The sequence below is a fragment of the Streptomyces anthophorae genome (assembly GCF_049310305.1).
Classification (GTDB): Bacteria; Actinomycetota; Actinomycetes; order Streptomycetales; family Streptomycetaceae; genus Streptomyces.
The window spans coordinates 7,547,530-7,570,059 of sequence record NZ_JBLWQQ010000001.1 but is presented as its reverse complement, the minus strand read 5'-3'; the positions used below and the strand labels follow the sequence as shown (position 1 = coordinate 7,570,059).

Here is a 22,530-nt window from a genome sequence, read left to right as displayed (position 1 = left end):
GCCATGCCGCTGCTGGAGCCGAAGCCGGAAGCCCTGCGCCCCGGAGCCCGCGCGTCGGGACCGGCGCCCGACCGGGTCACGGACCGGCAGGCCGGCGGCACTCCCGAGCCACTGCGCTCGGAGCTGACGGAGCTGCTGGGCGCGGACAAGGTGCTCACCAAGATCTCGGACCTGGTGCGCTACGCGTCGGACGCCAGCCCGTACCGCTTCGTGCCGCAGGTCGTGGTGGTCGCCGAGGACATCGACGATGTGTCGGCGGTGCTCTCCTACGCGCACGGCAAGGGCCGCGAGGTCGTCTTCCGCGCAGCGGGCACGTCGCTGAACGGGCAGGCGCAGGGCGAGGACATCCTCGTCGACGTCCGTAAGTTCTGGGCGGGCATCGAGGTGCTCGGCGACGGCTCGCGCGCCCGCATCGGCCCGGGCACCACGATCGTGCGGGCGAACGCCACGCTCGCGCGGCACGGGCGCGTCCTCGGCCCCGACCCCGCGAGCGCGATCGCCTGCACGGTCGGCGGCGTGGTGGCGAACAACGCGTCGGGGATGACGGCGGGCACGACCCGGAACTCGTACCGGACGGTCTCCTCCCTCACCTTCGTGCTGCCGTCAGGAACCGTCGTGGACACCGGCGACCCGCGCGCGGACGACGATCTGGCGCACGCCGAACCGGCGCTGTGCGAGGCCCTGTTGGCGATCAAGCAGGAGATCGAGGAGGACGCGGAGCTCACCCGCAGGATCCGCGCCAAGTACGAGATCAAGAACACGAACGGGTACCGTCTGGACGCCTTCCTCGACGGCGACACGCCGGTGCGGATCCTGCGCGGCCTGATGGTGGGCTCGGAGGGCACCTTCGGGTTCATCTCCGAAGTCGTCTTCGACACCCTGCCGTTGGACCGGAAGGTCTCGACCGCGCTGCTGTTCTTCCCTTCCCTGCCCGCGGCCGCGGCGGCGGTGCCCGTCTTCAACGAGGCGGGGGCGATCGCCGTCGAGCTGATGGACGGCAATACGCTGCGCGCCTCGGTCAGCGTGCAGGGCGTGCCCCAGGACTGGGCGGAGCTTCCCAAGGAGACGACGGCGCTGCTCGTGGAGTTCCGCGCCCCGGACGAGAGCGCGCGGGCCGCCTACGAGAAGGCGGCCGCGAAGGCCCTCGAAGGGCTGGAACTCGTGGCGCCCGTCGCCTCGGTGACCAACGCGTTCACACGGGACGCGAAGACCATCGCGGGCTACTGGAAGGCGCGCAAGGCGTTCGTGACGGCGGTCGGCGGCTCGCGCCCCTCGGGGACGACGCTCATCACGGAGGATTTCGCGGTACCGCCCTCGCGGCTCGCGGAGGCCTGCGAGGAGCTGCTCGAACTCCAGACGCGGCACGGCTTCGACGCCGCGGTCGCGGGCCACGCCGCGCACGGCAATCTGCACTTCCTGCTGGCGTTCGACGCGGGCAGGCCCGAGGACGTGGAGCGGTACGCGGCGTTCATGGACGAGTTCTGCCGCCTCACGGTCGAGCGGTTCGACGGCTCCTTGAAGGCGGAGCATGCGACGGGCCGCAACATCGCCCCCTTCCTGGAACTCGAATGGGGCGCCAGGGCCACGGAGTTGATGTGGCGTACGAAGCAGGTCATCGACCCGGACGGGGTGCTCGCTCCCCGCATCGTGCTCGACCGCGACCCGAAGGCCCATCTGCGGGGGCTCAAGACGATCCCCAAGGTGGAGCTGATCGCCGACCCGTGCATCGAGTGCGGCTTCTGCGAACCCACGTGCCCCAGCGAGGACCTGACGACCACGCCCCGCCAGCGGATCGTGCTGCGCCGCGAGATGATGCGCCAGCCGTCCGGTTCCCCGGTCGAGGACGAGCTGATCGACGCCTATGGGTACGACGCCGTGGACACCTGCGCCGGCGACTCGACGTGCAAGCTGGCCTGTCCGGTCGGCATCGACACGGGCGCGTTCATGAAGGGCTTCCGGCACGCCCGTCACTCGCCGCGCGAGGAGCGCACCGCCGCGCTCGTCGCGAAGAACTTCAAGGCGGTGGAGGCCTCGGCCCGGCTCGCCGTGGCGGCGGCCGACAAGATCGGTGACCGCCTCCTCACGACCGTGACGGGCGCCGCGCGCAAGGCGATCCGACCGGACCTGGTGCCCGAATGGCTGCCCGAGGTACCTGCCGCGGCGGCCCGGAAGCTACCGCGCACCGCACGCGTGGGCGCCACGGCCGTCTACTACCCGGCGTGCGTGAACCGCATTTTCGGCACCCCCGGCGACGTATCGCTGCCTCAGGCCGTTGTCGCGGTCTCCGCGCGCGCGGGCAGGCCTGTGTGGATCCCGGACAACGTGGCGGGGACGTGCTGCGCCACCATCTGGCACTCCAAGGGCTACGACGAGGGCAACACGGTGATGGCGAACCGGATCGTCGAGTCGGCCTGGGCCTGGACCGGCGGCGGTCGGCTCCCCCTCGTGGTGGACGCCTCCTCGTGCACGCTCGGTATCGCGCACGAGGTGGTGCCGTATCTCAGCGACGACAACCGGGAGTTGCACGCGGAGCTGACCATCGTGGACTCCCTCGTCTGGGCCGCGGAGGAGCTGCTGCCGCGGCTCAGCATCGAGCGCACGATCGGCTCCGCCGTGCTGCACCCGACGTGCTCGATGGAACACCTGGGCGACGTGGCTCAGTTGAGAGCCGTGGCCGAGGCCTGCGCCGACGAGGTGGTGCTGCCGGACGACGCGGGCTGCTGCGGCTTCGCGGGCGACCGCGGCATGCTCCACAAGGAGCTGACGGAGTCCGCCACGGCCAAGGAGGCCGCGGAGGTGACATCGCGCGCGTACGACGCCCATCTGTCGGCGAACCGAATGTGCGAGGTCGGCATGGACCATGCGACGGGCCGCTCGTACTACTCGGTGCTGGTCGAGCTGGAGCGGGCGACGCGTCGCGGCGCGGCCCGCACGTGAGGGCTCATCATATGCGTCGTCTCATGCGTCGTCCCATGCGTCGCCACATGAGTCCAAAGACTCGATGCCAGAAGTCCAACTGCCTGTCCATTTAGACCTCTTGCGCCCCTGCTCTCACTCCCAGCAGGGTGGCTTGCGCTTGCTCCCGGCACCGCACCCACCCTGTTGGAGGTCCGATGCACGACAACGAGCGCAGCCCTCTCGACTCCCCCGAACCCGATGGCCGGTCCCGTCGTGACGTGCTGCGCACCGCGGGTGCCGCCGGCGCCGGACTCGGGCTCGCCGGGCTGGGTTCGGCCTCGCCCGCGCAGGCGGCGGAGGCTTCCGGCGCCGGTGGGTCCGGGGCGGCCGAGGCCACCACCGCGGCGACTCCGGCCCGGCAGGGCGACACGATGATCGGCGTACCGTTCCAGCGGCGGTCCACCGTCCGGGTCGGCATCGTCGGACTCGGCAACCGCGGCGGCAGCATGATCGACCTCTTCCTGGCGATCCCGGGTGTCCAGGTCGTCGCCCTGTGCGACCCGGTCAAGGAGAAGACCGCCAAGGCGGCGGCGAAGGTGACGGCGGCGGGTCAGCCCGCGCCCGCCAGTTACGTCAAGGGCGATCACGACTTCGAGAACCTGTGCAAGCGCGGGGACATCGACTTCGTGTACGTGGCGACGCCGTGGGACTGGCACTTCGAGATGGCAAAGACGGCGATGCTGAACGGCAAGCACGTCGGCGTCGAATGTCCCATCGCGCTCCAACTCGACCAGCTGTGGGAGCTGGTGGACCTGTCCGAGCGCACCCGAAGACACTGCATGCAGCTGGAGAACTGCTGTTACGGGCGCAATGAGATGCGCGTCCTGCGGATGGCCCACGCGGGCAAGTTCGGTGAGCTGCTGCACGGCGCCGGCGCGTACAACCACGACCTGCGCGGCCTGATGTTCGACCCGGACTACTACGAGGGCCCATGGCGCCGGCTGTGGCACACGCGGCTGCGCGGCGACCTGTACCCGAACCACGGCTTCGGCCCGGTCGCGAACTACATGAACATCAATCGCGGCGACCGCGTCACCCACATCTCCAGCTTCGGCACTCCCGCCCTCGGCCTCGCCGAGTACCGCGAGGAGCACATGCCCAAGAGCGACCCGAGCTGGAAGGAGACCTACATCGAGTCGGACCGCACGATCAGCCTGGTCCAGACGGCGAAGGGCCGCGTGATCCGCCTGGAGCACGACGTCAGCACCCCGCACCCGTACTCGCGGATCAACCAACTCGGCGGTACGAAGGGCGTGTTCGAGGACTACCCGGCGCGGATCTACATCGAGCCCGACCACACGAACGACGCCTGGGGCGACTTCGCGAAGTACTCCGACTGGGACCACTGGCTGTGGAAGGAGCACGCGAACCCGCCGGGCGGGCACGGCGGCATGGACTACATCATGGTGTTCCGCCTGATGCAGACGATGCGCCTCGGGCTCGTCCCGGACTTCGACGTGTACGACGCCGCGACCTGGACCTCGCCGGTGCCGCTGAGCCACCTCTCGATCAAGGCGAAGGGCGCACCGCAGCAGATCCCCGACTTCACGCGCGGCGGATGGCGCAAGGAACGCGGCGGCGTCGACTCGGAGAAGCCGAGCGAGGCCTGAGCACCCGGCGGCGCCCCGCTGGGGCGCCGCCGACACGCGTCACGCCTTGAGTTCGGCCTTGTCGCCCATCACGACCACGGGATGCTGCTTCGGGTCGAGCGTCCTGAGCAGGTACTCCATGTCGCCCTTCGACTGGCTCACGCAGCCCGAGGTGCCGCTGCCGTGATCCATGTGCAGCCAGATGCTGCCGCCCTTGGACTGGCCCTGCGGCCGGGTCGGATCGTTGGGCGGGGTGCCCTTGGCGCGGTTGTAGTCGATGGCAATGACGTAGTCGAAGTCGTGCCAGTGCGACTTCGCCCAGTAGTGCGGGGCCTGGATCGAGGCCGTCTGCGTGTACGGCAGCTTGGCCCCGGGGTCGGCGAGGACGCCGCCGGCGTCACTGAGCGTGAAGACACCGACGGGGCTGCGCTTGTCGCCCTCGTGGTGGCTCGTCGTCCAGCCCTTCTTGCCGTTGTGCCCCGACCAGCCGCGCTGCTTCTTCCAGGTGTCGCCGGACTTGGTGAACAGGGCGATGCTGGAGCCCGCCGCGTCCTTGTCGTCTCCGTACACGGCGACGACCTGCCGGGCGTTCGCCGGGATCTGTTTCTGATAGCGGTCGCCCACGCCCGGGATGCGCTTGAGGTCCGCCGCGCGCGCCTCGGCGCCCTTGGACGCTCCGCCCGAGGCCTCCGCGCCGCCCGTGGCCTTCTTCCCGCTGTCGCCGCCGTCGGCGCCGCAGGCGGCCACCGTCGTCAGCAGCACCCCGCAGGCCGCCATCGCGACGCCCGCCCTGATCGCTCCCGCACTCCGCATGCGTTCCATGGTCGCACCACCGGCCGGAAACCACGGGATCGACTCCGATCGAGGCGAACGATCGAGTCCGTTTCTTTGCCCTGCGCCGGAAAACCGTTTGCCTCGGCTCGGCACGGGACGCGAACCTTTCACGGTTTGCTGCCGTTGAGTCCGCTTCTTCGATCCACCCCGCTTCGAGCCCTGGGACGTCATGCAGATCTCCGACCTTCCGTATCCAGACCCGGGTGTGCCGGACGCACGCTCCGGCCCCCGGTTCCTGCTCTGGCTCGGCCGGAACCAGCTCGGTGGACAGGCCAAGTCCCTTGTCTGGGGCCTGATCCACTTCGTCTCCGTCGCCGGCCTCGCGTACGGCGTCGGCCACGCGGTGCAGGCGGTCGTCGACCGCTCCGGCGCCGGTCTCGCCAAGGCCGGCGCGCTGATCGTGCTGCTCGGCATCGGCGTCGCGGTCGGCGACACGATGCTGCACCGCACGGCGGTCACGAACTGGATCACCGCCGCCGCCCGCGTCCAGCAAGTGCTCGCCCGCAAGACCGCGACGCTGGGCGCCGCGCTGACCCGCCGGGTCGCCGCGGGCGAGGTCGTCGCCGTGTCCACCGGTGACGTGGAGAAGATCGGCTGGTTCGTCGAGGCGCTCTCCCGCTTCGCCGCCGCCGCGCTCACCGTCGTCATCGCCGCCATCGGCCTCCTGATCTACCAGCCCGCGCTGGGCGTCGTCGTCGCGCTCGGCATGCCGGTGCTTGCCCTCGCCGTGCTGCCGCTGCTCCCCCGCGCCACCCGGCGCGCGGACCACCAGCGGGAGAAGGCGGGCCACGCCACCGAACTCGCCTCGGACACCGTCGCGGGCCTGCGCGTGCTGCGCGGCATCGGCGGCGAGGAGCTGTTCCTCGACCGCTACCGCCGTGCCTCGCAGGACGTGCGCCGGGCCGCCGTGCGCAGCGCGCGCATGTGGGCGCTGATCTCCGCGATCCAGGTCCTCCTTCCGGGACTGCTGACCATCGCGCTGGTCTGGTACGGGGTCCATCTCGCGCGCGAGGGCCGGATCACCGTCGGTGAGCTGGTCACCGTCTACAGCGGGGTGATGCTCCTCAACTATCCGCTGCGCCACTTCGAAGAGATCGCCATGGCGTACTCGTTCTCCCGGCCGTCCGCGCAGCGCGCCGCCAGGGTGCTGTCGTTGGAGCGCGTGACGGAACCGGACGGCGGGCTGCGCGAGGCGAAGGCTCCGGCCGGCGACCTGTACGACCCGGCGACCGGCGTGCTGGCGCCCGCGGGGCGGCTCACCGCCGTGGTCTGCGGCGATCCGGACCTGGCGGGGCGGCTCGCCGACCGGTTCGGCGGGCACCCCGCTTCCGCGGCCGACGACGGCGCGGCCGAACCAGCGCCGTCCGTCCTGCTCGACGGTGTGCCGCTCGACGAGCTGCCGCTGGATGTCGCGCGCACGGCCGTGCTCGTCCAGGACAAGGACCCGGTGCTGCTCTCCGGCACGCTCGCCGAACTCCTGGACGTACCGGCTTCCGGAGGTGTCTCGCCCGACGAGGCACTGGCCGCCGCCCAGTGCTCCGACGTTCTGAACGCCCTCACCCAGGGCTCCCTGGACGAGGACCCGATGACCGCCCGCATCACCGAACGCGGCCGGTCCCTCTCCGGCGGCCAGCGCCAGCGCCTCGCGCTGGCCCGCTCCCTGGTCACCGACCCGGACACGCTCGTGCTCGACGAGCCGACGTCCGCCGTCGACTCGCACACCGAGGCCCGGATCGCCCAGGGCGTGCGCGCGCTGCGGGGCGGTCGCACGACCGTGGTGCTGACCTCGTCGCCGCTGGTCCTCGACCGCGCCGACCGCGTGGTGTTCGTCCACGAGGGGTCGGTCGCCGCGGTCGGCGAGCATCGCGAACTGGTGCGCGCCGAGCCCCGGTACCGCGCGGTCGTCACCCGCGAGACCGACGAGGAGCAGTCCTCCCCCAGCACCGGGATCGGCCCTGGGAACGACATCGAGATCGAGATCGAGGAGACGGCATGATCGGCGTAGCGCCCCCGGCCTACGACCCGGCGGCCCCCACCACCGCGCACACCCTGCCGGTCGGCGCCCCGGCCACGGTCCGCGCCTATGTGCGCGAGCTGTACCAGCGCCACCGGCGCGAGTTCCTCCTGCTCATCGGCGTGAACACGGTCGCCGTCATCGCCTCGATGGTCGGCCCGTACCTGCTCGGCGGACTGATCCAGGACGTCTCCGACGACCCGGGCGGCGTCCGCGCGCTCGAAGGCCCCCAACTCGCCCGCACCATCGGTCTGTTCGCCCTCGCCCTGGTGGTCCAGGCCGTCTTCATCCGGCAGGTGCGGCTGCGCGGGGCGATGCTCGGGGAGCGGATGCTGGCGGATCTGCGGGAGGACTTCCTGGTGCGGTCCGTGGGTCTGCCGCCCGGCGTCCTGGAGCGGGCCGGCACGGGCGACCTGCTGTCCCGGATCACCACGGACATCGACCGGCTGGCGAACGCGATGCGGGAGGCCGTGCCCCAGCTGTCCATCGGTGTCGTGTGGGCGGCGCTGCTCGTCGGCGGGCTCGCGGTGACCGCGCCGCCACTGGCGCCCGCGCTGCTCATCGCGGTGCCCGTCCTGGTGCTCGGCTGCCGCTGGTACTTCAAGCGGGCGCCGTCCGCGTACCGCTCGGAGGCCGCCGGGTACGCGGCCGTCGCCGCCGCGCTCGCCGAGACCGTGGACGCCGGGCGCACCGTCGAGGCGCACCGGCTCGGTGACCGTCGTATCGAACTGTCGGAGCGGCGCGTCAAGGAGTGGACCGCGTGGGAGCGCTACACGCTGTACCTGCGCTCCGTGCTCTTCCCGGTGATCAACACCGTGCACGTCCTGGTGCTGCTGTCGGTGCTGATGGTCGGTGGTGTCTTCGTCCTCCAGGGCTGGATCGGTGTGGGGCAGCTGACCACGAGTGCGCTCATCGCGCAGATGCTGGTGGACCCGCTCGGCCTGATCCTGCGCTGGTACGACGAGCTTCAGGTCGCCCAGGTGTCGCTGGCCCGGCTCGTGGGTGTACGGGACATCGAGCCGGACGCGGGCGACGCCTCCGTGCGGCCCGACGGCCGTGAAGTCCAGGCGGACGCCGTGCACTTCGGCTACCGCGAGGGCGTCGACGTGCTGCGCAAGGTGTCCCTGGAGGTCGCGCCCGGCACGCGGCTCGCCCTGGTCGGCCCCTCGGGAGCGGGCAAGTCGACGCTCGGACGGCTGCTCGCCGGGATCTACGCGCCGCGCACCGGGCAGGTCACGCTGGGCGGCGCGGAACTCTCCCGTATGCAGGCCGAACGGGTGCGCTCCCATGTGGCCCTGGTCAACCAGGAGCACCACGTGTTCGTGGGCTCTCTGCGTGACAACCTGCGCCTGGCCCGCACCGGCGCCGAGGACACGGAGCTGTGGGCCGCCCTCGGCGCCGTCGACGCCGACGGGTGGGCCGGTGGTCTCGCCGACGGCCTCGACACGGACGTCGGCTCGGGCGGGGTCGCCCTCACCCCGGCGCAGGCCCAGCAGATCGCGCTGGCCCGGCTCGTCCTGGCCGACCCGCACACGCTGGTCCTGGACGAGGCGACCTCGCTGCTCGACCCGCGGGCGGCCCGCAACCTGGAGCGCTCGCTCGGCCGGGTCCTCGACGGCCGCACGGTCGTGGCCATCGCGCACCGGCTGCACACCGCGCACGACGCGGATGTGATCGCGGTGGTCGAGGACGGCCGGATCCGCGAGCTCGGCAGCCACGACGAGCTGGTCGCGGCCGACGGCGCGTACGCGGCGCTGTGGCGGTCCTGGCACGGCTGACGCGCCCGTGCCCACGGCGGCGGTCGGGAGCCCTCCCCCCGGGACGGCTTCCGGCCGGCGTCGCCTCAGTAGCCGTTGCCACCAGTGTCGTTGTCCTCCTCGGTGCCCCCGGGTGCGGCCTTCTTGATCGCGTTGCCATGGGAGTCGAGGACGTACCAGATCTGGTCGATGCCCTGTCCCTTGGTGTCCCCCGCCTTGTGGTCGTCGGCGTAGTAGTAGAGCGGGTGTCCGGCATACGTCGCCTGCGCCGTGCCGCTCCCCTTCGTCGTGGCGATGAGGTCGGCCCGGACCCCGGCGCCCGCCTTCGGCCTGCCCTCCATGTGCGGCCATTCCTTGACGCACTTCGCATCGCACTTCATGGAGTTGCTGTTCTTCCCGTCGCTGGTGAACAGGTAGAGCGTGCGCCCCTTGCCGTCGACGAGGATCTTGCCGATCGGCGAGTCGCTCGTGCGCAGCGTGGAGGCGTCCTTGGCCGCGGGCGTGCCGCCGTCCGAGCCTCCGCCACCACCCCCGCAGCCCGCCAGTCCGAGGGCCGCCACGAGCGCGAACCCGGCCATGCCGATCCTGAGATTCTTCATGATCATGCCGTCCCTTCTCGTGGAGGTTGTACGAACCGGGGATGCCGAGGGATTGCGCCACCCGACGGAACACGGACGCTGCGTGCAATCCCTTCACCTCTTTCGTACGTATAAGGGGGCGTGGAACTGTTCTCGCGGGCGGATCGCACCGACGACGCCTCGCTCGTCGCCGGTTTCGCCCTGGGCGACGAGCAGGCGGCCGTCGCCTTCGTGCGCCGCTTCCAGGACGCGGTGTACGGTCTCGCGCTGTCGGTCACCCGGGACTCCGCGCTGGCCGAGGACGTGAGCCAGGAGGTGTTCGTCCGGGCCTGGCGGGCCGCGGGCAGCTATGACGCACGCCGCGCCTCGGCCCTGACCTGGCTGCTTACGATCACGCGCAACGCCGCCATCGACGCCGTCCGCGCCCGCAGGCCCGTGCCGGTGCTGGCCGAGACCTTGGAGCGGCTGCTCGATGTGACCCTTCAGAGCGAGAGTCCGGAGCGCCTCGCCCTGGTCTCGCTCGAGAGCGAACGCGCCGTCCGTCGGCTGCGCGCGCTACCGGTCGAGCAGGCCCGCGCGGTGGCCCTGGCGGTGCTCGGCGGGTGCACGGCGCAGGAGGTGGGCCGGCACGAGGACATCCCGCTCGGTACCGCCAAGACCCGGATCCGGACCGGCCTGCGGAGGCTGCGTGAGGCGTCGAAGGAGGAGAGCAGCGATGGCACGCCACCCCGATGAGGACGAGCTGGTCGCCCTCGCCCTCGGCACCCTCTCCGGTGGTCAGGACGAGCTGCTGCGCCATCTCTCCCTGTGCACGAGCTGTCGCTCCGCCTACGACGGCCTGTCCGCGGCGGTCGACAGCGTGCTGCCCGCGGCGCCCGCGCTCGCCGCCCCGGCTGGGTTCGACGCGCGGGTCCTGGAACGCCTCGACGTGCACCGGCCTGCGCGGCGCCGCGCGCCGCGGCCGGCCCTGCTCGTCGCGGCGGCCGTGCTCGCCGGCGTGTGTGCGGGAGGCGCCGGCGTCACGGTCCTCGGTCACCTGGACCGCGGGAATCCGCCCACGGTCACCGCGAGCGAGCACGGGGCTGCGCTCGTCACCCGGTCCGGTACGGCGGTGGGCACGGTCGAGCCCAGCCGGGTCGGCGATCAGCGGGTGGTCGTCATGCAGATCGCAAGCGGTGAACCCGGCGGCTACTACACGTGCCGGCTCCTGCTGAAGGACGGCTCCGTCCGCGATGCGGGCCACTGGTGGCTGCCGTCGTCCGGGCGCGCCACCTGGATCGCCCAGGGGGCGGCGAGCTCGATCGACCGGGTCGAGCTCGTGGACGACACCGGCCGGGTCTGGTCGTCCGCGGACCTGGGCGGCTGAGCCCGGCCCACGGGCGGGCCGGACCTCGGTCAGATGAAGTTCAGCGCGGCCGCGCACCCCACGCCGCCGGCCAGCATGAACACCGGCATGAGCACCTTCAGCTCGATCCAGCTGCCGGCCCGGAACCGCAGCGGCTTCGGCGGCCCGATCGGGAACCAGCGCTTGTGGCCGATCGGGATGGGCCACAGGATCGGGCAGCCCGAGACGGTGAGCGCGTCCCCGATGTCGTGCACCAGCGCGCCGAGCACGATCGGCAGGCCCAGCCACAGGTACTCCTGGCCGGGGTCCGTGAACAGCCAGTCCGAGCCGTTGCCCGGCTGGTCCAGGATGCCCGCGAGGATCCAGGCGCTGGTCGCCGCGAGCAGCCAGACGAGGAGGTCGCTGCTGTGCCCGCGGGCCGCCCTCCACAGCAGGCCCTCGATGGCGAGCACCATGTGCACGAAGAGGATCCCGAGGACGGCCCAGCGGCCACCGAAGATCGCCAGGGCCGAGGTGCCCGCCCCGATGAGGACCGCCCACACCCACGTGTGGGTGAGGGTGCGGTGACCGCCCGAGCGCCGGGGGTCGCCCTTCATCCGCGTCGCCTTGTAGACGCCGTACGAGAGTTTGTCGACGATCTCGCACAAGCCCCGTGAGATGGGTCCGAAGGCGCCCGAGATGGTCGCCGACTTGTGGTCGAGGTCCGGGGCGAGTGCGGCGCCCGCGCAGATCAGCGCTCCGACGAGGAGGACCGGCCATGGCATCGGGTACCCGGCTGCCGTCGTCGCCGCCCCCACCCCCAGCCAGGCCGCCGCTCCTGACAGCGAGTGTGCCGGTCCCATCATGGCTGTGATCCGCCCCTGTTTCTGTTGTGCCGGCCGCGCGCGATGTACCGACATGTTCCGTATTGCTGCGCCGAGTTGCCCCGTGAGGGCCGCGCGCGTGCTGACGCCCCGTCGGCGACCCAGCGTAGCCTTCGTGATCTTCGCCCGGACATCCGATTGCCGGATCGAGGCGGAAGGCAGGCAAGATGGTGCCGTGACCCTTATCGATCAGCTCCCGAAGACCGCCGACCCGGACGCCCTCTATGAAGCCTTCGAGTCGTGGGCCGTGGAGCGTGGGCTCACCCTCTATCCCCACCAGGAGGAGGCGCTGATCGAGGTGGTGTCGGGCGCGAACGTGATCGTTTCGACGCCCACCGGGTCCGGCAAGTCCATGATCGCCGCCGGTGCGCACTTCGCCGCGCTGGCTCGGGACGAGGTCACCTTCTACACGGCACCGATCAAGGCGCTGGTGTCCGAGAAGTTCTTCGAGCTGTGCAAGCTCTTCGGTACCGAGAACGTCGGCATGCTGACCGGCGACGCCTCCGTGAACGCGGACGCACCCGTCATCTGCTGCACCGCCGAGGTCCTCGCGTCCATCGCGCTGCGCGACGGCGCGCAGGCCGACATCGGCCAGGTCGTGATGGACGAGTTCCACTTCTACGCGGAGGGGGACCGCGGCTGGGCCTGGCAGATTCCGCTGCTCGAGCTGCCCCAGGCACAGTTCATCCTGATGTCGGCGACGCTCGGCGACGTCTCCATGTTCGAGAAGGACCTCACGCGCCGCACCGGCAGGACCACGTCGGTGGTCCGCTCGGCGACGCGCCCCGTCCCGCTCTCGTACGAATACCGGCTCACGCCGATCACCGAGACGCTCACCGAGCTCCTCGAGACCAAGCAGGCGCCCGTCTACATCGTGCACTTCACGCAGGCACAGGCCGTCGAGCGCGCGCAGTCGCTGATGAGTATCAACATGTGCACGCGCGCGGAGAAGGACCAGATCGCCGAGCTGATCGGCAACTTCCGCTTCACCACCAAGTTCGGCCGCAACCTGTCCCGGTACGTACGCCACGGCATCGGCGTGCACCACGCCGGCATGCTGCCGAAGTACCGCCGCCTGGTGGAGAAGCTGGCCCAGGCGGGCCTGTTGAAGGTCATCTGCGGCACCGACACGCTCGGCGTCGGCGTCAACGTGCCGATCCGTACCGTGCTGTTCACGGCCCTCACCAAGTACGACGGCACGCGGGTGCGGACGCTGCGCGCGCGGGAGTTCCACCAGATCGCGGGACGCGCGGGGCGCGCCGGGTTCGACACGGCCGGCCTCGTCGTGGCGCAGGCACCCGAGCACGTCATCGAGAACGAGAAGGCCCTCGCGAAGGCTGGCGACGACGCCAAGAAGCGCCGCAAGGTCGTCCGCAAGAAGGCTCCGGAGGGTTTCGTCGCCTGGACGGAGAGCACCTTCGAGAAGCTGATCGGCTCCGACCCCGAGCCGCTCACGTCCCGCTTCCGTGTCACGCACACGATGCTCCTGTCGGTCATCGCCCGCCCGGGCAACGCCTTCGACGCGATGCGGCACCTCCTCGAGGACAATCACGAGCCGCGCAAGGCGCAGCTGCGGCACATCCGCCGGGCCATCGCGATCTACCGCTCGCTCCTGGACGGCGGCATCGTCGAGAAGCTGGACACACCGGATCCGACCGGCCGCATCGTGCGCCTGACCGTCGACCTCCAGCAGGACTTCGCGCTGAACCAGCCGCTGTCGACGTTCGCCCTCGCCTCGTTCGACCTGCTCGACCAGGAGTCGCCCTCGTACGCCCTGGACATGGTCTCCGTGGTGGAGTCCACGCTCGACGACCCGCGGCAGATCCTGCACGCCCAGCAGAACAAGGCGCGCGGCGAGGCCGTGGCGCTGATGAAGGCGGACGGGGTCGAGTACGAGGACCGGATGGAGCGCCTCCAGGACATCTCGTACCCGAAGCCCCTGGAAGAGCTGCTCTTCCACGCCTACGACACGTACCGGCAGAGCCACCCGTGGGTCGGCGACCACCCGCTGTCGCCGAAGTCCGTGATCCGCGACATGTACGAACGCGCCATGACGTTCACGGAGTTCGTGTCCCACTACGAGCTGGCCCGCACCGAGGGCATCGTCCTGCGGTACCTGGCGAGCGCGTACAAGACGCTCGACCACACGGTGCCCGACGACCTGAAGTCGGAGGACCTGGAGGACCTGATCGCCTGGCTCGGCGAGATGGTGCGCCAGGTCGACTCCAGCCTCCTGGACGAGTGGGAGCAGCTCGCCAACCCGGGCGAGATGACCGCCGAGGAGGCCCAGGAGAAGGCCGACGAGGTCAAGCCGGTCACGACGAACGCGCGCGCCTTCCGGGTCCTCGTCCGCAACGCCATGTTCCGCCGCGTGGAGCTCGCGGCGCTCGACAACGTCGAGGAACTCGGCGAGATGGACGGCGACTCGGGCTGGGACGCGGACGCCTGGGGCGACGCGATGGACAAGTACTGGGACGAGTACGAGGACCTCGGCACCGGACCCGACGCGCGCGGCCCCAAGCTGCTCATGATCGAGGAGGACCCGGAGCACGGGCTGTGGAAGGTGCGCCAGACCTTCGCGGACCCGAACGGCGACCACGACTGGGGCATCAGCGCCGAGGTCGACCTCGCGGCGTCCGACGCCGAGGGCCGTGCCGTCGTCCGGGTCACGGACGTCGGTCAGTTGTAGATCCGAGGACGGCCGGCCGGTAGATTCCGGCCGCTCCCCCGCGCCGGAGTACCCCGGCCGCACACACGAGAGAGATCCACCCATGACGAATCCTGCGGAGAAGCTCGTCGACCTGCTCGACCTGGAGCAGATCGAGGTCAACATCTTCCGCGGACTCAGCCCGGACGAGTCCCTCCAGCGCGTCTTCGGCGGGCAGGTCGCGGGCCAGGCCCTGGTGGCGGCGGGACGCACCACCGAGGGCGACCGCCCCGTGCACTCGCTGCACGCGTACTTCATCCGCCCCGGCCGCCCGGGCGTGCCGATCGTGTACCAGGTCGAGCGGATGCGCGACGGGCGCTCGTTCACCACGCGGCGTGTCACCGCCGTGCAGCAGGGCCGCACGATCTTCAATCTCACCGCCTCCTTCCACAAGCCCGAAGAGGGTGCCTTCGAGCACCAGTTGCCGCCGGCCCGGCAGGTGCCGGACCCGGATTCGCTGCCGACGATCGCCGACGAGGTGCGGGGCCATCTGGGCGCGCTGCCCGACGCCCTGGAGCGGATGGCCCGCCGCCAGCCCTTCGACATCCGCTACGTCGACCGGCTGCGCTGGTCGCCCGAGGACATCGAGTCGGCCGAGCCGCGCAGCGCGGTGTGGATGCGTGCCGTGGGTCCCCTCGGCGACGATCCGCTCGTGCACACCTGCGCGCTCACCTACGCGAGCGACATGACGCTGCTCGACGCGGTGCGGCTGCCGGTCGAACCGCTGTGGGGCCCGCGCGGCTTCGACATGGCCTCGCTCGACCACGCCATGTGGTTCCACCGTCCCTTCCGTGCCGATGAGTGGTTCCTGTACGACCAGGAGTCGCCGATCGCGACGGGCGGCCGTGGCCTGGCCCGCGGCCGCATCTACGACACGGAGGGCCGTCTGCTGGTCTCCGTGGTCCAGGAGGGGCTGTTCCGCAAGCTCGAGGGCTGACGAACCAGCCGTCGTCGGTACCGCGGCGGCCGCTCAGGCTCCTCTTCCGGTGAGGCGGGCCCACAGGCCCCGCGGCCTCTCCTGTGAAGGTTCTGGAGTCTCGGCCACAGGCTCCGGCGGGGCCTGCGGCGCCGTCGCGGGCTCCGGGTGCCCGACGGGTTGTGGTGCCGGGCGCTCCCTCCGGGCCTCCTCCAGGTTGAGCAGCAGGTTCCCGCGCAGCCAGCTGATCTCGTCCGGGTCGTCGGCGGTCAGGATGCGCTGGACGATCGCGGCGTTCGGCGACTCCGGTGCTCCGTACCAGAACTCGTCGGGTCGCAGACGGTGCAGATGGACCCGCTCGTAGGGGCTCGCGACGAGCTCCGCGAGCTGCGTCGGGTCCAGGAGCGTGGCGACGGCCGCCGCCCGCTCCCACGGTCCGTCCGCCTGACCGAGCAGATATCCGGCGTGCCGGGCCCGCCAGTTCTTCGGCCGCAGGTCGGCGCCGGCCTTCAGCCTGGCGCGCACCCGGTCGGGCGCCCGCCCCGTCAGGAGCGGCCCGTTGACCTCGGCCCCCGCGAACTCCCGTAGCTCCTGGGCGAGGTACTGCCACACCACCGTCCGGTACCGGTTCACGTAGAACTTCGCGGGGGTCAGCATCCCGGCGCGGGCCAGCCTGGTGAAGCGCGTCGACGGGATGTCCATGAGCTCGGCGCCCTCCGCCGTGCCCACGACCCTGACCTGCTCGAGCAGTGTGTCCGGGAACCCCTCGGCCTCACGGATGCGGTCGATCTCCTCGCGCGGGACGCGGCGCCGGCCGCCGCCCGGCGCCGGGACGGTCCGGATGCGGCCCAGCCGGACGGCGAGGTCGAACTCGCCGCGTTTCAGCCCCAGTTCCCGCGCCGCACCGCTCTGAGGCCTGGTCATGATGTCGCCTTGCACGATGGTTCTCCCCCGTCCGCCAACCAGACGCAGTCACTCTCCGTGACCGCTCGAGGAAAACCGTAGCCCGGATCACCGAGCCTTGTGCGGGCCTGTGGATAACTCTTCCGGTCGCCAGGTCGCCGCAGGTCAGAGGTCTGCGAGCGGGCCTCGCTCCGGGTTTCGCACGTCCACCGCGAGATGCTCGCCGACCCGGTGCACCAGCAGCGTCATCTCGTACGCGACCTGCCCGATGTCGGCCTCGGCGGCACTGAGCACGCACAGACAGCTGCCCTCGCCCGCCGCGGTGACGAACAGCACCGCGTCATCGAACTCGATCATCGTCTGGCGCACTCCGCCGGTGCCGAAGTACCGGCCGGATCCCTTGGCGAGGCTGTGCAGTCCGGACGAGACCGCGGCGAGGTGCTCGGCGTCCTCGCGGCACAGGCCCGCGCTCGCCCCCGTCACGAGACCGTCGTTGGACAGGACCAGAGCGTGCCGGACATGTTCGACGCGCTGCGTCAGGTCGTCCAGCAGCCAACCGAGTCCTTCGTACTGCTGCCCCATGATCCCCTGTCCCCGCTTCCCTGTGGCTCCCCGCCCCGGAGGGGATCCGCTCCCCTGCCCGGAGGATCTCTCTCGCAAGCCTTCCCCACCGTGGGCATCCGGGCAAGGAGGATGGGCGCATGGCACACAAGATGACCGATGAGCAATGGAAGGCCTTCGTCTCCGAGGGCACCCACACCGCCAAGTTGTCCACCGTCAGGGCTGACGGCAGCCCGCACATCGCACCCGTCTGGTTCGTCGTCGACGGCGACGACATCGTGTTCAACACCGGTAAGGACACGGTCAAGGGACGCAATCTGGCCCGGGACGGGCGAGTTGCCCTCTGCGTCGACGACGAGCGGCCCCCGTTCTCGTTCGTATCCATCCAGGGCCGCGCCGAACTCAGCGAGGACCCGGACGAATTGCTGGATTCGGCCACCAGGATCGGCGGCCGGTACATGGGAGCGGACCGGGCCGAGGAGTTCGGCCGGCGCAACGCGGTGCCGGGCGAACTCGTCGTCCGCGTGCGGGTCGAGAAGGTCGTGGCGCTGGGCGACATGACCGGCTGAACCGGTCGGCCACGTACGTCAGCCCACGGAGTCGAGCAGCCGGGCGGAGTGCATCCGCCCGGCGTACTCGACCAGCCTGATCAGCACCTCCTTCCCCGAGTCACGGTCGCGCGCGTCGCACAGCACCACGGGGGTCCCGCGGTCGAGGTCCAGGGCCTGTGCCACTTGGTGCGCCCCGAAGGCCTTGCTGTCCGCGAAGCAGTTCACCGCCACGACGAACGGGATGTTCCGGTGCTCGAAGTAGTCCACGGCGGGGAAGCAGTCCTCGAGCCGTCGGGTGTCCGCGAGGACCACCGCGCCGAGCGAGCCCTGCGAGAGCTCGTCCCACAGGAACCAGAAGCGGTCCTGGCCCGGCGTGCCGAACAGGTAGAGCGACAGACCGGATCTGATGGTGATGCGGCCGAAGTCCATGGCGACGGTCGTGGTCGTCTTGCGTTCGACCGCCCCGGTGTCGTCCACGTGCTGGCCCAGTTCGCTCAGGCGTTCCTCGGTGCGCAGCGGCCTGATCTCGCTGACCGCGCCGACCAGGGTGGTCTTGCCCACGCCGAATCCGCCCGCGACCAGGATCTTCAGGGCCAGGGCGACCTGGGAGCCGCCTGCCGTGGTGTCAGAGTGCTCTGAGTCCATCGATGACTTCTCTCAGGATCTTCTCGTCGGGTAGCTGTGCGGGCGGCACCGGCCTGCTGACCTTCACGCAGGCCAGTTCGAGCAGGTCGCCGAGGAGGACGCGGACCACGCCCACGGGTACGTCGGCGCCCGCGGCCAGTTCGGCGACCGTCTGGGTCTCCGTGCGGCACAGTTCGATGATCGACCGGTGCTCGGGCCCCAGCGCCGTGTCGTCGTGGGTGCCGGGCGCAGCGGTGTCGAGCGACACCAGGGCGATCAGGTCGAAGTGAGCTCCCTGGGGCCCGGGCGTGGTCCTTCCGCCGGTCATCGCGTAGGGGCGGACCAGGGGCCCGGCCTCTTGGTCGAACCACTGGCTTCCGGGGTCGTCGTCGTTCATGTCGCCACCTGTGTCCCTCAACCCTCGGTGGGCGGGAGCCCGGTGGCTCTCGGGGCCGTGTAGAGGTGTTCGCCGACCCGCTTGACCAGGCGTGCCATCTCGTAGGCGACGAGCCCGATATCGGCCGTGCCGGTGCTCAGGACGGCGATGCAGGATCCGTCGCCGGCGGCCGCCACGAAGAGGAAACCTTCATCCATCTCGACCATGGTCTGCCGCACCCCGCCCGTTCCGAAGTGCCGTCCTGTGCCCTTGGCGAGGCTGTTGAAGCCGGAGGCGACGGCCGAGAGGTGCTCGGCGTCCTCCCTGCGCAGGCCGCTGGAGGAGCCGACGGCGAGCCCGTCGTTGGAGAGGATCACGGCGTGCCGCAGTTCCGGCACGCGAAGCACCAGATCGTCGAGGAGCCAGTCCAGTTCACCGGAACCGTGCGCCGTGCCCGTGGTAGTCGGTTCCTTGATCATGCGGGGTCTCCTTGATGGGTGTCGGGGCCGGGCGGACGGCCACCGCCTCTGGCCCAGCCGTCCCGGAAGGAGGCCATCCGGGCCCGGACCTGTTCTGGGGTGCGCTCGTCCGGTGCGGGCACGCGCGCGGGGGACGTCGGTTCGGTGGGCCGCTCGCGCAGTTGGGGCGCGAGGCTGGCCTGGCGTACGCGGCGTGGGAGGCCGTCGGGAGGTGAGGCGTCGTCGCCCCCGGTGTCCTCGAGACGTTCGCGGTTCGCCTGCTCCGGCGGGGTGCGCAGGCGCAGCGCGGTGACGCCCGGCGGGTGCCGGGGACTCTCGGGCTCCGTCGAGGGGGCGAGCGCCGGGCGGGGCGCGGGAGCGGGGACGGGGTGGTTGTCGTTCATCGGCGCCGCCTCGGGCTCGGGCACGCGCGCGTAGCGGCGCTCTTCCTGGGACAGTTGGTGCGCGTCATGGGCGCTCGGCCCGACCTCGCCGTCCTTGTGCAGCAAGGGGGTGGGCAGGAGGACGACGGCGGTGGTGCCCCCGTACGGGGACGTACGCAGGTGCACCTTGATGTCGTGGCGTTTGGCGAGCCTGCTGACCACGAAGAGGCCGAGCTGGTCGCTGTCGAACAGGTCGAGGGTCTCCGAGTGCGCGATGCGCTGGTTGGCCTCGGCGAGGCTCTCCTTGCCCATGCCGAGGCCGCGGTCCTCGATCTCGATCGCGTACCCGTTGCCGACGGGCTCGCCGCTGATGCGCACCTTGGTGTGCGGGGGCGAGAACTGGGCGGCGTTCTCGACGAGTTCGGCCACCAGGTGGGTGAGGTCGGCGACGCCGGCGCCTGCCACCTGGGCGGCCGAGAGGTGACGGACCTCCACGCGCGCGTAGTCCTCGATCTCGGAGACCGCGGCCCGCACGACGTTCGTCAGCGGGACCGGCTGCCGCCAGGCGCGGCCCGGCGCGGCACCGGAGAGGATGATCAGGCTCTCCGCGTGGCGGCGCATCCGTGTGGTGAGGTGGTCGAGCCGGAACAGGTCGCCGAGTTCGCTCGGGTCGTCCGCGCGGCGCTCCATGCTGTCCAGGAGGCCGAGTTGGCGGTGGACGAGTACCTGGCTGCGGCGGGCGAGGTTGACGAACACCCCGGAGATGCCGCTGGCGAGTTCGGCGCGCTCCACGGCGGCGTACAGGGCCGCGCGGTGCACGGTGGTGAGCGCCTCGGACACCTGGCCCGTCTCGTCCTCTGCGGGCGGCCCCTGGGGAGCTTCGGCCGCCACGTCGATCTCCTCGCCGGCCCGGAGTCTGCGCATGGTGTCGGGCAGTTTGCGGCGGGCGATCTCCAAGGCGGTGTTGCGCAGGCTGACGAGTTCGACGACGAGGCCGCGGCCGATGCGCACGGAGATCACCAGCGAGGCCGCCACGGCGACCAGTCCGAGCAGGACGGCCGCTCCCGCAGGGGTGAGGACGCCGCGGGTGAGCGGGTCGGCGCGGACCGCGGCGCCGCGTGCGGCGTCCGTCTCGATGGCGCGCAACCGGTCCTGCACGCTCGCGTACGCCGGGTTCCAGGTGTCGGCGGACGCGGCGGCGAGCGCCTTGCCGCCCGGCTCCGCGATGAGGGTGCGGTCCTCGACGGCGCGCACGTCCGCGTAGGCGCGGCCCGCCGCCAGGCGCTTCCAGGCGGCTCGTTCGGGTCCGCGCAGGTCGCTCGCGGCCGTGCCGATCAGGTTCCCGCGGGTCGCCACCGCACCGGTGAACAGCCGCAGCCGTTCGCCGTCCAGGGAGCCGGCCAGGCGTGCGCCGACGAGCACCGTGTTCTCCCGGGCGAGCATCTCGCCTGCGCGGCCGAATTCCAGGAGCACGCGCGCGTCGGAGCCGAGTTCGGAGTCCTGGATGCCGGTGAGCGAGCCGCTGACCGCGAAGGCGCCGTCGACGGACCTGGTGTACTGCCCGTAGGCGTCGTCCCAGCCGGTGCGCCGTTCCCGCACGGCCTTGCGCACCCTTCCCAGGTGCTCGACATCGGCGACGAACGACTCCAGTCGGCCGACCACCGCGCGCGGGAGGTCCGCTCCGTCCGCGACCGTGCCGTCCTTGCCGATGCGCAGTGCGGAGACGACGCGGTCGGTGGTGGCGGCGCGCCTGGTGAGGTCGTCGCCGCGATCCGCGGTGGGTTCGGTGGCGTAGGCGACCGCCGCGGTGCGTTCGGCCTGGAGGGCGGCCACGGCCGCGCCCACGGGTGCGCGGACCGCTTCGTCGACCCGCTGCGACTGCCGCAGCCGCGCGACGTCCTGGGCGGTGCTCACGGTCGCGAAGGCCCACAGGGTGAGCAGTGAGACGACCGGCACCATCAGGAGGCAGATGATTTTCGCCCGGACCGTACGCGGACGCAGGTTCACGGCTCCCCCGCGCGCGGGGGACGGCCCGCGGGGTTCCGGCTCCACCAGGACGTCTTCGTCGGCGGGCGGCCCGGCGTGCGCCCGCCGTCCGCGCGCGGGGGCCGAACTCTTCTGTGGAGGGCCGGAACCGGGTGTTCTGCGGGGCGGGCGCATGGCCTCCTCGATCGGGGTCGGGGCACCGTGGCGTACCGGTACCGGTCGGTGCTTCGGTGCGGTCAGGGAGTCAGGTTCTCCAGGGGGCGCTGCGCCGACGTGGAGGCCTCCTTCTCGTCCGCGGTCGGGGACAGCGCGACGAACGCCGAGGTCAGGAAGAGGTAGGAGCCGAGCCCCACGGCCAGCGGGAAGATGAACTGCATCGCGGTGGCCCCGGCGAGCTCCGCCGTGGAGGGGGCCACCCGCACGCTCACCGCCATCATCCCGGTGTAGTGCATGCTGCTCACGGCGCCGCCCATGACGAGAGAGGCGACCGCAACGGCGCCCGGCGACTTGATGTTGAGGCCGGCCCACAGCGCGGCGGTCGCCGCGACGACGGCGATCACCACGGAGAGCGCCACCAGCAGCGGGTCGTAGTGGACCCGCCCGTGCAGACGCAGGGCCGCCATCCCCAGGTAGTGCATGCTGGCCACGCCGACGCCGGTGGTGAGGCCGCCCAGGAACAGCGCGCTCCCGCGCTCGCGGTGATGGCCGACCGCGAACACGCCGACGCCGACGACGACCACGGCGACGAGCAGGCTGAGGATGGTCAGCGGGACGTCGTAGCGGATCTCGGTGCCGGTGACCGTGAAGCCGAGCATCGCCACGAAGTGCATGGTCCAGATGCCGGTGCCGAGGGCGGAGGCGGCGGTGAGCAGCCAGTTGCGCCGCGCGCGTCCCGTGGTGTTCAGGGCGCGCACGGTGCAGCGCAGTCCGAGCGCGGCGCCGATGCAGGCCATCGCGTACGACAGCACGGGGGTAAGCCAGCCGAAGGCGGCGTGGTCCAGGTGTCCCATGGGTCAGGGACGGTATTCCGGTGGGGGCGCGCGGCAGGGGCGCAGTCCGAAAGGTTTTGGAATACGGAGGAGATGCGGTTCGGAACGGTCGCGGGAGTGTCGAACATGCGCACCGCA

General features: G+C 71.3%; 19 protein-coding genes. 9 read left to right on the top strand and 10 right to left on the bottom strand.

The window, feature by feature from the left end:
* The first annotated feature begins 3 nt into the window (after positions 1-3).
* Both ACNYS0_RS34425 and ACNYS0_RS34420 read left to right on the top strand, forming a co-directional pair.
* Positions 4-2,937 carry an FAD-binding and (Fe-S)-binding domain-containing protein gene (locus tag ACNYS0_RS34425; protein WP_422479290.1) on the top strand — a complete coding sequence of 978 codons (2,934 nt, stop codon included), beginning with the start codon at positions 4-6 and terminating at the stop codon, positions 2,935-2,937.
* Between the two features lie 176 nt (positions 2,938-3,113).
* A complete protein-coding gene (locus ACNYS0_RS34420) occupies positions 3,114-4,568 on the top strand; it encodes a Gfo/Idh/MocA family protein (protein ID WP_422479288.1) in 1,455 nt (484 codons plus the stop codon).
* A 39-nt stretch (positions 4,569-4,607) separates the two neighbouring features.
* Here the strand turns inward: ACNYS0_RS34420 and ACNYS0_RS34415 are convergent, their stop codons facing one another.
* Positions 4,608-5,360: a L,D-transpeptidase family protein gene (locus tag ACNYS0_RS34415; protein ID WP_422479286.1), complete on the bottom strand. Its 753-nt coding sequence runs from the start codon at positions 5,358-5,360 to the stop codon at positions 4,608-4,610.
* Between the two features lie 190 nt (positions 5,361-5,550).
* Between ACNYS0_RS34415 and ACNYS0_RS34410 the strand changes: the two genes are divergently transcribed.
* Together ACNYS0_RS34410 and ACNYS0_RS34405 are read left to right on the top strand one after the other, a co-directional pair.
* Complete coding sequence (locus ACNYS0_RS34410; RefSeq protein ID WP_422479284.1) at positions 5,551-7,377, top strand: ABC transporter ATP-binding protein; 1,827 nt, start codon at positions 5,551-5,553, stop codon at positions 7,375-7,377.
* Complete coding sequence (locus ACNYS0_RS34405; protein ID WP_422479282.1) at positions 7,374-9,173, top strand: ABC transporter ATP-binding protein; 1,800 nt, start codon at positions 7,374-7,376, stop codon at positions 9,171-9,173. The genes ACNYS0_RS34410 and ACNYS0_RS34405 overlap by 4 nt, the downstream gene beginning before the upstream one ends.
* Positions 9,174-9,238: 65 nt before the next feature.
* On the opposite strand, the gene ACNYS0_RS34400 is transcribed toward ACNYS0_RS34405, so the two are convergent.
* Complete coding sequence (locus ACNYS0_RS34400) at positions 9,239-9,751, bottom strand: COG4315 family predicted lipoprotein (protein ID WP_422479280.1); 513 nt, start codon at positions 9,749-9,751, stop codon at positions 9,239-9,241.
* Between the two features lie 120 nt (positions 9,752-9,871).
* Here ACNYS0_RS34400 and ACNYS0_RS34395 point away from each other — a divergent pair, with 120 nt between their 5' ends.
* Both ACNYS0_RS34395 and ACNYS0_RS34390 read left to right on the top strand, forming a co-directional pair.
* Positions 9,872-10,465, top strand: a complete 594-nt coding sequence (locus ACNYS0_RS34395; protein ID WP_422479278.1) for an RNA polymerase sigma factor — start codon at positions 9,872-9,874, stop codon at positions 10,463-10,465.
* Entirely contained in the window at positions 10,446-11,096 is a 651-nt protein-coding gene (locus ACNYS0_RS34390) for a hypothetical protein (protein WP_422479276.1), read from the top strand. The genes ACNYS0_RS34395 and ACNYS0_RS34390 overlap by 20 nt, the downstream gene beginning before the upstream one ends.
* A 29-nt stretch (positions 11,097-11,125) precedes the next feature.
* On the opposite strand, the gene ACNYS0_RS34385 is transcribed toward ACNYS0_RS34390, so the two are convergent.
* Positions 11,126-11,920 (bottom strand): metal-dependent hydrolase, encoded by a 795-nt coding sequence (locus ACNYS0_RS34385; protein ID WP_422479274.1) that lies wholly within the window; start codon positions 11,918-11,920, stop codon positions 11,126-11,128.
* A 193-nt stretch (positions 11,921-12,113) separates the two neighbouring features.
* Between ACNYS0_RS34385 and ACNYS0_RS34380 the strand changes: the two genes are divergently transcribed.
* Complete coding sequence (locus ACNYS0_RS34380) at positions 12,114-14,627, top strand: DEAD/DEAH box helicase (RefSeq protein WP_422479272.1); 2,514 nt, start codon at positions 12,114-12,116, stop codon at positions 14,625-14,627.
* A gap of 82 nt (positions 14,628-14,709) precedes the next feature.
* Positions 14,710-15,582 carry an acyl-CoA thioesterase gene (locus tag ACNYS0_RS34375; RefSeq protein WP_422479270.1) on the top strand — a complete coding sequence of 291 codons (873 nt, stop codon included), beginning with the start codon at positions 14,710-14,712 and terminating at the stop codon, positions 15,580-15,582.
* A 33-nt stretch (positions 15,583-15,615) separates the two neighbouring features.
* On the opposite strand, the gene ACNYS0_RS34370 is transcribed toward ACNYS0_RS34375, so the two are convergent.
* The gene (locus ACNYS0_RS34370; protein WP_422479268.1) at positions 15,616-16,485 is read right to left on the bottom strand and encodes a DUF6397 family protein; all 870 of its coding nucleotides are present in this window, start codon (positions 16,483-16,485) and stop codon (positions 15,616-15,618) included.
* 144 nt (positions 16,486-16,629) lie between these two features.
* Positions 16,630-17,046: a roadblock/LC7 domain-containing protein gene (locus ACNYS0_RS34365; protein ID WP_422479267.1), complete on the bottom strand. Its 417-nt coding sequence runs from the start codon at positions 17,044-17,046 to the stop codon at positions 16,630-16,632.
* A 119-nt stretch (positions 17,047-17,165) separates the two neighbouring features.
* Here ACNYS0_RS34365 and ACNYS0_RS34360 point away from each other — a divergent pair, with 119 nt between their 5' ends.
* Positions 17,166-17,594, top strand: a complete 429-nt coding sequence (locus ACNYS0_RS34360) for a PPOX class F420-dependent oxidoreductase (protein ID WP_422429736.1) — start codon at positions 17,166-17,168, stop codon at positions 17,592-17,594.
* Between the two features lie 18 nt (positions 17,595-17,612).
* Here ACNYS0_RS34360 and ACNYS0_RS34355 read toward each other — a convergent pair whose 3' ends face one another.
* The 5 genes from ACNYS0_RS34355 to ACNYS0_RS34335 all read right to left on the bottom strand — a co-directional run bounded on the left by ACNYS0_RS34355 (position 17,613) and on the right by ACNYS0_RS34335 (position 22,413).
* Positions 17,613-18,221 (bottom strand): GTP-binding protein, encoded by a 609-nt coding sequence (locus tag ACNYS0_RS34355; RefSeq protein WP_422479265.1) that lies wholly within the window; start codon positions 18,219-18,221, stop codon positions 17,613-17,615.
* On the bottom strand, positions 18,202-18,597 hold the full coding sequence (locus ACNYS0_RS34350) for a DUF742 domain-containing protein (RefSeq protein ID WP_422479263.1): 396 nt from the start codon (positions 18,595-18,597) through the stop codon (positions 18,202-18,204). The genes ACNYS0_RS34355 and ACNYS0_RS34350 overlap by 20 nt, the downstream gene beginning before the upstream one ends.
* A gap of 17 nt (positions 18,598-18,614) precedes the next feature.
* Complete coding sequence (locus ACNYS0_RS34345) at positions 18,615-19,055, bottom strand: roadblock/LC7 domain-containing protein (RefSeq protein ID WP_422479261.1); 441 nt, start codon at positions 19,053-19,055, stop codon at positions 18,615-18,617.
* Positions 19,052-21,577 (bottom strand): sensor histidine kinase, encoded by a 2,526-nt coding sequence (locus ACNYS0_RS34340; protein ID WP_422479259.1) that lies wholly within the window; start codon positions 21,575-21,577, stop codon positions 19,052-19,054. Before ACNYS0_RS34340 ends, ACNYS0_RS34345 begins: the two co-directional genes overlap by 4 nt.
* Before the next feature lie 62 nt (positions 21,578-21,639).
* Entirely contained in the window at positions 21,640-22,413 is a 774-nt protein-coding gene (locus tag ACNYS0_RS34335) for an MHYT domain-containing protein (RefSeq protein WP_422479257.1), read from the bottom strand.
* Positions 22,414-22,530: the final 117 nt, after the last annotated feature.